This window comes from Porphyromonas sp. oral taxon 279 str. F0450, assembly GCF_000292995.1.
GTDB lineage: Bacteria > Bacteroidota > Bacteroidia > Bacteroidales > Porphyromonadaceae > Porphyromonas > Porphyromonas pasteri.
In genome coordinates, this window is the sequence record NZ_ALKJ01000004.1 from 1 (window position 1) to 9,355 (window position 9,355).

At 55.5% G+C, this 9,355-nt stretch carries 9 protein-coding genes and 1 tRNA gene; 8 read left to right on the forward strand and 2 right to left on the reverse strand.

Annotated elements, in window-relative coordinates:
- Positions 1 to 382: 382 nt before the first annotated feature.
- Positions 383 to 467: transfer RNA gene (locus HMPREF1323_RS00140), tRNA-Ser, on the reverse strand.
- A gap of 249 nt (positions 468 to 716) precedes the next feature.
- On the opposite strand from HMPREF1323_RS00140, the gene HMPREF1323_RS00145 reads away from it, so the two are divergent.
- The 8 genes from HMPREF1323_RS00145 to HMPREF1323_RS00180 all read left to right on the forward strand — a co-directional run bounded on the left by HMPREF1323_RS00145 (position 717) and on the right by HMPREF1323_RS00180 (position 7,520).
- Positions 717 to 1,655 carry a DMT family transporter gene (locus HMPREF1323_RS00145; protein ID WP_009432123.1) on the forward strand — a complete coding sequence of 313 codons (939 nt, stop codon included), beginning with the start codon at positions 717 to 719 and terminating at the stop codon, positions 1,653 to 1,655.
- A gap of 564 nt (positions 1,656 to 2,219) precedes the next feature.
- Positions 2,220 to 2,801, forward strand: coding sequence for an RNA polymerase sigma factor (locus tag HMPREF1323_RS00150; protein ID WP_044115538.1), 582 nt, complete (start codon positions 2,220 to 2,222; stop codon positions 2,799 to 2,801).
- A 43-nt stretch (positions 2,802 to 2,844) separates the two neighbouring features.
- Entirely contained in the window at positions 2,845 to 3,558 is a 714-nt protein-coding gene (locus HMPREF1323_RS00155) for a type IX secretion/gliding motility protein PorT/SprT (protein WP_009432128.1), read from the forward strand.
- A gap of 82 nt (positions 3,559 to 3,640) precedes the next feature.
- Positions 3,641 to 4,024 carry a DUF1573 domain-containing protein gene (locus HMPREF1323_RS00160; RefSeq protein ID WP_009432127.1) on the forward strand — a complete coding sequence of 128 codons (384 nt, stop codon included), beginning with the start codon at positions 3,641 to 3,643 and terminating at the stop codon, positions 4,022 to 4,024.
- Positions 4,025 to 4,194: 170 nt separating this feature from the next.
- On the forward strand, positions 4,195 to 4,716 hold the full coding sequence (locus tag HMPREF1323_RS00165; protein ID WP_009432122.1) for a KdsC family phosphatase: 522 nt from the start codon (positions 4,195 to 4,197) through the stop codon (positions 4,714 to 4,716).
- A gap of 17 nt (positions 4,717 to 4,733) precedes the next feature.
- Positions 4,734 to 5,339 (forward strand): Maf family nucleotide pyrophosphatase, encoded by a 606-nt coding sequence (locus HMPREF1323_RS00170; RefSeq protein ID WP_009432126.1) that lies wholly within the window; start codon positions 4,734 to 4,736, stop codon positions 5,337 to 5,339.
- Positions 5,339 to 6,508 carry an N-acetylglucosamine-6-phosphate deacetylase gene (gene nagA, locus HMPREF1323_RS00175; RefSeq protein ID WP_009432125.1) on the forward strand — a complete coding sequence of 390 codons (1,170 nt, stop codon included), beginning with the start codon at positions 5,339 to 5,341 and terminating at the stop codon, positions 6,506 to 6,508. The genes HMPREF1323_RS00170 and nagA overlap by 1 nt, the downstream gene beginning before the upstream one ends.
- 184 nt (positions 6,509 to 6,692) lie before the next feature.
- Positions 6,693 to 7,520, forward strand: a complete 828-nt coding sequence (locus HMPREF1323_RS00180; protein ID WP_009432129.1) for a class I SAM-dependent methyltransferase — start codon at positions 6,693 to 6,695, stop codon at positions 7,518 to 7,520.
- Between the two features lie 258 nt (positions 7,521 to 7,778).
- Here the strand turns inward: HMPREF1323_RS00180 and HMPREF1323_RS00185 are convergent, their stop codons facing one another.
- On the reverse strand, positions 7,779 to 8,840 hold the full coding sequence (locus tag HMPREF1323_RS00185) for a YeiH family protein (RefSeq protein WP_009432130.1): 1,062 nt from the start codon (positions 8,838 to 8,840) through the stop codon (positions 7,779 to 7,781).
- Positions 8,841 to 9,355: the final 515 nt, after the last annotated feature.

The following is a 9,355-nucleotide window of genomic DNA, read 5'->3' on the forward strand; positions in this document are numbered from 1 at the left end:
ACGGGCGACTTGCCTTCTTTGTTCTCGTAGTTTGAGCGTAGGTAGAAGGACACCTTGAACGATTGTCTCATAATGCATCATTCCTTAGTGTAGCAGGTACTACAAAGTTACTTACTTACACATTGAATGAGAGCATGTTGCTGCCTTCAATTAGCCCTTCATTTAGCCGTCACTGCTACACTAATTGCTACGCCTTGATTTGTGTAGCAGTTTCTGTAGCAGAATTTGACCGATTGATGACGATTAGACCCTAGGGGTAAGCCGTCAGGTCTATGGACTGCATACAAAGAAAAATCGTTGTAAGACCGTGTCCTACAACGATTTCCTTTTATTCTGAAGGCTTTTCTGATGACCATTTTGCAGTCACTTTGAAGCCTTTTAGCGGAGAGAGAGGGATTCGAACCCCCGGAACCTCTCAGTTCAACGGTTTTCAAGACCGCCGCAATCGACCACTCTGCCATCTCTCCATGGTCAATTTTACCCCGTCTAAAGCCCATCCGCAAGGGAGGGTAGGGGGCTTAACCGATGCAAAGATAGTCTATTTCGGTGAATTTGCAAGAGCAGACCTGTCGGAGAGGGCAATGTCTCCCTCGTGAGGCGGGGAGAGAAGGGCGAGTCGTGGGACCTGCTGCCATACCTGCTCGCTGGGGAAGTTGTACCTTTGTGAGAAGGCCGCGGGACTGCGGTCACAGCACATCGCCTAATACATTATATATATGAATAAGTTCAAGGGCTTCCTCTACGGGATGACTGCATCTGCGACCTTCGGGCTGCTGCCCCTCTTCACGCTGCCGACGATGGCCGAGGGTATGACGACGGATAGCATCCTCTGCTATCGTATGCTCTTCGCTTCGCTGCTGGTAGCCGTGCTGATGATGGTGCGTCGGGTGAACTTCTCCGTGGATGTGCGCGAGCTGAGTTGGCTCGTCCTCTTGGGCTTCTTCTACTATGGGTCGGCTACTCTGCTCTTCCAGGCCTATGGGAGTATGTCGAGCGGGATGGCCACGACGCTGCACTTCCTCTATCCGGTGGGCGTGACGCTCATTATGGCGGTACTCTTCAAGCAGCGTCCTTCGCCCTTTACGATTATCGCTATTGTCCTGGCGCTCTCGGGCGTGGCACTGCTCTCGCTACGTGGCAGTGGGGGAGAGGACGGGAATGCTTCGCTGGTTGGCATCCTGTTGGTCCTGCTCTCGGGGCTCAGCTATGCGATCTATCTTGTGACGGTGAATAATGTCCGCCGCATCCGCGAGATGGACAATCTGAAGCTGACGCTCTACGTCCTCCTATCCAGTGCGGGCTTCTTCCTCATCAATGCGTCCTTAAATGGCGGGGTACAAGCGATCCCCAGCGGGTCGGTACTGGTCAACCTCCTGCTGCTGGCCTTCCTCCCTACGCTGGTGTCAAATCTTGCGCTCGTACGGGCGATCAAGAGTATTGGCTCGACACTGACCTCGGTCCTCGGGGCTATGGAGCCGCTGACGGCTATTATCATCGGGGTGGTGGTCTTCGGCGAAACGATTTCGGGTACGATGGCTCTGGGGATTCTCCTCATCATCGCAGCGGTGACGATCATCGTACTTTCGCCCCTCCTTGATAAGAATATCGCCGAGCGCCTACGCCGTTTTGCCCAGCGACCTATTGGGCGGAGGTAGGTCGGGCGAAGGGACTTACTTCCTGCTTTATCTCTCCTAATTATACAGTGTTCCTTGCGGTGAAGGGCTCTCCTAGGGGAGGGCCCTTTGTCGTTTGCGTGGGAGCAGGGAAAAATGAACCAGTACTGGTCGCTGAGTGGACCAGTACTGGTTGCCAATAGTGACCAGTACTACTTCGCATCGTGACCAGTACTCCTCCGATCGATGACCAGTACTGGTTGATTTTTCCTCTTCCGAGGAGGGCAATTTGCCCCAGCTGAAGAGGTGCGGAGAAGAGGTGAAATAGGGGGTGCCGATGTAACCGACTTTATGGTCTATTCGTATTGTCTAAGGCGGGGGATTTGGTGAATTCAAAACATATCTCTTAATTTGTAGTCGAGAGATGTAGCAAAAAACGCTCAGCTCCACGCACAAGTTTCATTCATTACGTAGCAATAAATAGTCGCCTATCGAGCAAGCTTTACATATCTGAAAGTAATTAAGTCTATCGCTGGTCCGTAGCCAGAGTCTGCCCCGATGTCTTGTGGGCGCGCCCTGTGGATCCAGCCCTAAACTGAGACGACAATGAGACGATATGAAAGCATGAGCGATGATCAGCTGGTGCACCTTTATTCCGCTGGGACTAACGAAGCCTTTGATACGCTTCTCCTTCGCTACGATGCCTATGTCCATACGACGATCCGCTACTGGGTCACTGACGAAGATCTCGTGGAAGATATCTTCCAGGATACCTTCATCAAGGTCATGATGACCATTCGCCAAGGCCGCTACACGGCTGAGGGGAAGTTCCGCAGCTGGATCGGGCGCATCGCGCACAACCTGATCATGGACCACTTCCGCCGTCAGCGTACGCGTGGTCAAGAGCAGACGATCGAGGGGACTTCGACCGAAGATCTCCTGCAGACGATCCAGATCCCCTCTCCCGAAGCTATCGCTGAGGAGCGCCTGATCCACGGCGAATATGTCGATGAGCTGGGCTACGGCCTGAGCCAGCTCTCTGCCGAGCAGCAGGAGGTAGTGCGCCTTCGCTACTGGGAAGAGAAGAGCTTCAAGGAGATCGCCGAAGAGACAGGCGTCAGCATCAATACGGCCCTCGGGCGTATGCGCTACGCTCTGCAGCATCTGCGCCGCTACGTGCGTCAGTAAGCCTCCCGCCCCTTGTGCGGTGGGACGATACCATATAATATATATGTCCCTTCGCAGCCTTACACTTGCCTTCGCGCTCGTGCTCTCCGTCCTTTTCCCCGCTGCTCTGTGGGCGCAAGAGGGAGCCGTCGAGCGTCAGCCCTATCTCGACTTACGCCGCTACTATATTGGCTTCCGCCTCGGGCTTCACTTGCCCGATGTACGGATCACCAATAGCGGGGCGGTCAATAGTCTGGGAGGACAACTCTGGGCCGATAGCCCCGTGTGGCACCCGGGCTTCAGCATCGGCGTCATCGGGGGCGTGACCCTCGTGCCTCAGCTGGAGCTACGCCTGCTCCCGACGCTTCATCTCGGGGATGTGCCCGTGGCCTACACTGATGGGAGCCAAGAGGTAGAGCGCCTCTCTCTGCGCACGAGTAGCCTGCAGCTACCACTGGAGCTGAAGTGGGCAGCCGTGCGCTGGGGCAATTACCGCCCCTTCGTCGCTGCTGGTGGCTATGCAGCCCTGCAGCTCGGGACGCGCTCGAGCGAACTCCTGCACCTCCGCCCTATAGACTACGGGCTGAGTATCGGTGCTGGGTGCGACCTCTACTTCTCCTTCTTCAAGCTCTCGCCTCAGCTGACCTTCCACTACGGCTTGGCGAACCTTCACCAAACGCATCGTCCCGATCTGCAGGGCGATCCACGGATACGCTTCACCGAGGCCGTTCGTGGGATGGCGACACGTGCGCTTCTCTTCACGCTGTCCTTCGAGTAAAATGGCTTTTTAAATAGTTTTAACTATCTTTGCAGCAAATAGCCTCTTCTCAGAGGGATCATATTAAACGATTTAGGACATTATGAAAAGATTTGCTCTTATATTCTCAGCACTCCTTCTCTGCGTGGGCTTTGTCGTCGCACAGAGTGGTAAGGGTGCCGTCATCTCTTCCGCTGCGCCAGAGTTTGACTTCGGCATCATCAAGGAAGCTAATGGTAAGGTCTCACATACCTTTGTTATCAAGAATACGGGGGACGCTCCTCTGGTGATCACGCGTGTCGCTACGCCTTGCGCTTGCACGACGCCTGAGTACAGCCAGGAGCCTATCGCTCCAGGCCGCGAAGGGAAGATCACTGTCTCCTTCAACCCCGCAGGCCGTCCCGGTCCCTTCTTCAAGAATGTCGCCGTCTATAGCAATGGCCGCGATGGGGCCTTCACCCTGCGTATCAAGGGTACGGTCGAGTAATCTCACCGGACTCTATCACGACTAAGACGAAGCCGCTACAGCATCTCAGCTGTGGCGGCTTCGCTCTTTTATAGACCTGCTCTATGGGTAGATGTGCCGAATTTTATGGGGGAAATAGGCACAGATATGGGTAAATGGTTGTACCTTTGTATCATAAATTCTTTTAGGAAATGAGTAGTATCCCCTTTGATCTGTCGAAGATCCGCGCCTTCGTCCTGGATATGGACGGGGTAGTGAGTGCTACGGTGAGCCCCATTGGCCCCGATGGTATGCCCATGCGTACGGTCAATGTCAAGGACGGCTATGCGATGCAGTACGCTGTCAAGCAGGGCTACACGCTGGCAGTCATCTCCGGTGGTGCGAGCGAAGCGATGACGCAGCGCTTCCACCAGCTCGGTGCTAAGCACGTCTATATGCGGGTCTCAGACAAGGCTGCTCAGCTCGATATCCTCTGCCAAGAAGCGGGTATTACACCCGACCAGATCGCCTATATCGGCGATGATATCCCCGACATCCCCATCATGAAGCTCGTGGCTCTGCCCTGCGCTCCTGCGGATGCCGCTCCCGAAGTCAAGTCCATCGCTACCTACATCTCCCTCTGTGATGGGGGCTATGGTGTGGTGCGTGACGTCATCGAGCAGACCCTGCGCGCCAATGGCCAGTGGTCGCTCTCAGCAGGCTTTGGCTGGTAAGGAGACCGTATAATACTATGTGGAAGCACCTCGACGACTACCAGATCATCTTAGGCTCACAGTCTCCGCGCCGTGTGGAGCTCCTGCGTGGGCTGGATCTTCCCTTTGAGCAGATCCGTCTGGAGGGTGTCGATGAGTCTTACCCTACTGACCTGCCTCTCGAGGAGATCCCCCTCTATATCGCTCGCGTGAAGGCGGAGGCTTATCGCCCACTTCTCGGTGAGCGCACGCTCCTCATCACGGCTGATACGCTGGTCTTCATCGGGGATAAAGTCCTCGGTAAGCCCCGTGATGCTGCGGAAGCGAAAGCGATGCTTCGCGAGCTAAGTGGGCAGAAGCATACTGTCACTACGGGTGTCGTACTGATGACGGCCGAGCGTTCGGTGGCATTCTCCGACACAGCGACGGTGGAGTTCCTCCCCCTGACGGATGAGGAGATCGACTACTACGTCACTCGCTACCAGCCCCTGGACAAGGCTGGCGCCTACGGTATACAAGAGTGGATCGGCTACCGTGCCATCCGCCGTATCGAAGGCTCTTTCTACACGGTAATGGGCTTGCCAGTGCATCTGGTGGGCGAACAATTGATGAGCATATTTCATACAAATACATCCAATAGATAATGTATATACAGATCGTAGGCGGGCGCATTTACACGCCCACAGGCTGGATCGATGGAGGCAGTGTCCTCGTCGAAGGCAAGAAGATCAAAGCGATTCTTAATACCGATCTCCCTATCGAGGGTGCACGTCAGCTGGATGCTCGAGGCTCGTACATCATCCCTGGTGGGATCGAGATGCACGTGCACGGCGCTGCCGGAGCAGACTATATGGACGGGACGCTAGAGGCCTTCCGCACGGCATCGGATTACCACCTCCAGCAGGGTACGACGACGATCTTCCCCACACTCTCCACCTCGAGCTATGAGACGATCATGAAGGGTATCGAGTGCACGGAGGTCCTGATGAAGGACGATGAGTCCACCGTCGAAGGTCTCCACCTCGAAGGTCCTTACTTCTCTGTGAAGATGGCTGGTGCTCAGCTCCCCGAGCTGATCCGCCCCGCTCGTCCTGAGGAATACACGAAGATCATGGAGCGCGGTGACGGTGTCATCAAGCGCTGGGACGCTGCTCCCGAGATCGAGGGTGCACTGGACTTCGGTAGCTACATCCGTGAGCGCGGTGTCGTCGTCGCACTGGCACATACTGAGGCCAACGACAAGCACGTCCGTGCAGCTTGGGAACATGGCTACACGCTCGGTACGCACTTCTACAATGCGATGAAGGTCGCACACAAGGTAGGTGTCTACAAGGAGCCCGGTGCCGTAGAGACCATCCTCGATATGCCCGACTTCGATATCGAGGTGATCTGCGATGGTATCCACGTGCCTCCCGTGATGGTCCACCTGGCTTACGCTGTGAAGGGCCGCGAACGTATGGCACTCACTACCGATGCCCTCCTCTACACGGGTACGGTGAACTTCAAGGACCCCACGGGTCACGCTATCGTCGAGGACGGCGTCTGCAAGCTCAGCGACCGCTCAGCTCTCGCTGGTAGTATCGCTACGATGGACCTCCTCATCCGCACTGCCGTGCAGAAGGCTAATATCCCCCTCATCGATGCTATCTACATGTGCTCCTATACGCCTGCCCGCATCATGGGTATTCAGGATACGAAGGGCGCTCTCGAGGCAGGCCACGATGCGGATATCCTCTTCCTCGACGAAGACCTCCAGCTGCGCTTCGTCATGCACCGTGGTCGCACGGTCCGTGGCGAAGAATACTGGGCTTAGTCTAAGCTTACCCCTAAGATAAGGATGCCTCATGCTCTAGGAGCATGGGGCATCTTCGTTTATCCCCACGAGGGGTGGGTTTGAGGGGTGAAAATCCGTATTTCTAGGTATTGAGTGGGCTGGGGATAAGTGCTAGTTTTGTTCCGAATATATGTAAGGCTTCGGCCAAGAAACTGAATAAACCATGGGACAAATCAATTTAGAGGGGCTTGGAGCAGTCCAAGAGACCCTGATCATTCCGCTAGCGATGCGTGCGCTGGACCTCAAGAGCAAGCGTCCGATCCTCGGCGATGAGCGTGCAGCGAGACTCTACGAAGAGATTACTTATAGTGATAAGAAGTTCGCCCCTAAGAAGAGCCCTAGTTACTACGGCTGTCTCAAGCGGGCAGGCTATATGGACGGTGAGCTTATCCGCTACGCTCGGGAGCTGCATGCCCAAGGCAAGCCCTTCGTCACCGTCAATGCGGGCTGCGGGCTAGACACCCGAGGAGAGCGCATAGCTGGAGCAACCTACGGCGCTGCCCACTACGATGTGGACTTCCCTAATGTCATTGAGCTACGTCAGAGGCTCCTCGGGGAGAGCGCTACGGCTCTAGGCTCGGACTTGCTGGAGGGAGATTGGCTCGCTCGGCTCGCAAGTGAGATCACGCCCGAGACGCAGGTCCTCATCACGATCGAAGGGGTCTTCGCCTACTTCACCCTAGAGCAGATCCAGCTTTTGCTTGAGCATCTGCACCACTACTTCGCAGGGCGCTGTGTGCTGGTCTTCGATGCGCTCAGTAGCTTCTGGGCAGGGCGATCCAAGATGCACGACACGCTCAAGCACATGGAGGCGACCTTCGTCGGGGGCATTGACTCGGAAGTGGATATTCTGCGTCTCTTGCCTCAGGCGCAGTTTGAGCGGAAAAAGGCGGTCGTCGATCTGATGGCAGAGGTCTGGTGGGTCGCTCACCTGATGCAACTGACTAAGAAGATGCGGGAGAGTACGCAGATCTTCACCTTCCGTCTTTGATGTAGCGGGTACTTATTCCGCCTTTTAGCTAATCGCCCCGCTTGTATCCTCTGGGTACAAGCGGGGCGATTTGATTTGTAGGGAGCGTTGCGCGCTCTTCTACGAGACTCTCCCTTCGACCGAAGAGAGGCATTGGCTTGACGACACGGAGACCTTAGCCCAAGAGGCGGGCGGGAAGGAAGGCTTGTCTTCTGCTTTTTGGTGAAACCCCTTTGCCTCGGATAGCTTCAAGGGATAACTTCTATGCAGATGTTGCCTTTAGACGAGAAGCAGGGTCAGCAGATAGCCTCCGAAGACGAGCCAGATATAGAGCCCCGAGGCTAGGAGGAAGGCCTTAGCACCCGACTGACGGAACTTGGCAAAGGTCGCATCCAAGCCGATCGCTGTCATCGCCATCGCCAGCATGAAGCCGTCAATGACCTCGATGATATGCGTCAGCTGGTGATATGCTGCGACTCGGCCGATGTGCTCAGCACCCATGCCCAGTAGCGTATTGATCCCGATAGCGATGAGGAAGTAGAAGGCAAACCAAGGTACTTGTATCTTCCCCGAAGTAGCGTTGTCTGCACTTCCTCGGCGCATGATGTAGCCGAGGATCATCAGGACGGGTGCGAGCATGAGGACACGGAGCATCTTCGTCATCGTCGCGATGCCCGCGATGTCTACGCTGGAGCTGTGGGTGTCGGGTGTCATCGCAGCTCCCGCGCCGACGACGTGTGCGACCTCATGTATGGTAGAGCCCGTGTAGACCCCGACAGCTTGTGGGGAAAGGGCATCTAAGAGCCCTGCACGGTAAAGGAGCGGGTAGCCAAACATCGACAGCGTACCGAAGAGTACTACCGTCGCTACGGCGACGACCGTCTTGTGTGGCTTCGCTCCTACGACGGGCTCAGTGGCGAGTACAGCCGCTGCTCCACAGATAGCCGAGCCCGAGGAGATGAGTAAGCGTTCGTCTTTGTCTAAGCCAAGCGCTCGCCCGAGGTAATTCCCGAGGATGAGTGTCCCAGCGACGATGATCACGTCGATGAGGATGGCGCCACCACCTACGGCGAGGAGCGTATCGAAGCTCAAGCGAAAGCCATAGAGCACGATCCCCGCACGAAGGATTTGCTTGCTGGCGATCTTTAGCCCGCCATCCCAGCTCTCGGGGAACTGGGAGCGAACGGTGTTGGCCAAGATCATCCCCACGATGACGCCGAGCACCATCGGGCTGAGGCGCAGATCGTGGAGGAAGGGCACGAGTGAAAGGGCATGGACAAGGAGGGTCAGGACGATGAGGAAGAGGAGACCGTGGATGGTACCTCGAGGGAGCGCTTTCATTGAATTGCTGTCGTGAGTAATAGATCTTTTGTCCTGCAAAGATACGGCACTCCTCGCTACCTTATACAGGTGGGGCGTATGAACCGTATTGGTCGCTGGGCTAACCTATATAGCTTCACTCGCTGAGCAATATGAGACTGTTGCGTCGTGTATAGCTAAAAGTTGTGGACGAGTGGCAGATAAGTTTGGACTATGCACGTGGATCAAATATCTACGTACGTGGATATTTGGATTTACGTGCCTGGTCTTTAAGACTACGTGCATAGATCGAAGAATACCACTATGAGAAGGAGCTTTTTCTTCACGAGAAGGACACTTTTCCCTCCGCTGGATAAGAGGAAAACGCGCGATGAGGCGAAGGGCTTGCCTGATCACTTCGGAGAGGCATATCGGGGAGCTGGGTGCGCGATGCCTTAGCACAATAAGTAGGGGGTAGGACTCTGCCGCAACGGTCTCCATATAGGTTCGCTCACCCCTCTCTAATGCTTTAGGTGGATATGAATATAGGCAGGGGG

Excerpts from the sequence above, each read along its gene's own strand:
- HMPREF1323_RS00185 (WP_009432130.1), bottom strand. The coding sequence starts at position 8,840 with ATGAAAGCGCTCCCTCGAGGTACCATCCACGGTCTCCTCTTCCTCATC.
- nagA (WP_009432125.1), top strand. The coding sequence starts at position 5,339 with ATGTATATACAGATCGTAGGCGGGCGCATTTACACGCCCACAGGCTGG.
- HMPREF1323_RS00180 (WP_009432129.1), top strand. The coding sequence starts at position 6,693 with ATGGGACAAATCAATTTAGAGGGGCTTGGAGCAGTCCAAGAGACCCTG.
- HMPREF1323_RS00160 (WP_009432127.1), top strand. The coding sequence starts at position 3,641 with ATGAAAAGATTTGCTCTTATATTCTCAGCACTCCTTCTCTGCGTGGGC.
- HMPREF1323_RS00145 (WP_009432123.1), top strand. The coding sequence starts at position 717 with ATGAATAAGTTCAAGGGCTTCCTCTACGGGATGACTGCATCTGCGACC.
- HMPREF1323_RS00165 (WP_009432122.1), top strand. The coding sequence starts at position 4,195 with ATGAGTAGTATCCCCTTTGATCTGTCGAAGATCCGCGCCTTCGTCCTG.
- HMPREF1323_RS00150 (WP_044115538.1), top strand. The coding sequence starts at position 2,220 with ATGAGACGATATGAAAGCATGAGCGATGATCAGCTGGTGCACCTTTAT.
- HMPREF1323_RS00170 (WP_009432126.1), top strand. The coding sequence starts at position 4,734 with ATGTGGAAGCACCTCGACGACTACCAGATCATCTTAGGCTCACAGTCT.
- HMPREF1323_RS00155 (WP_009432128.1), top strand. The coding sequence starts at position 2,845 with ATGTCCCTTCGCAGCCTTACACTTGCCTTCGCGCTCGTGCTCTCCGTC.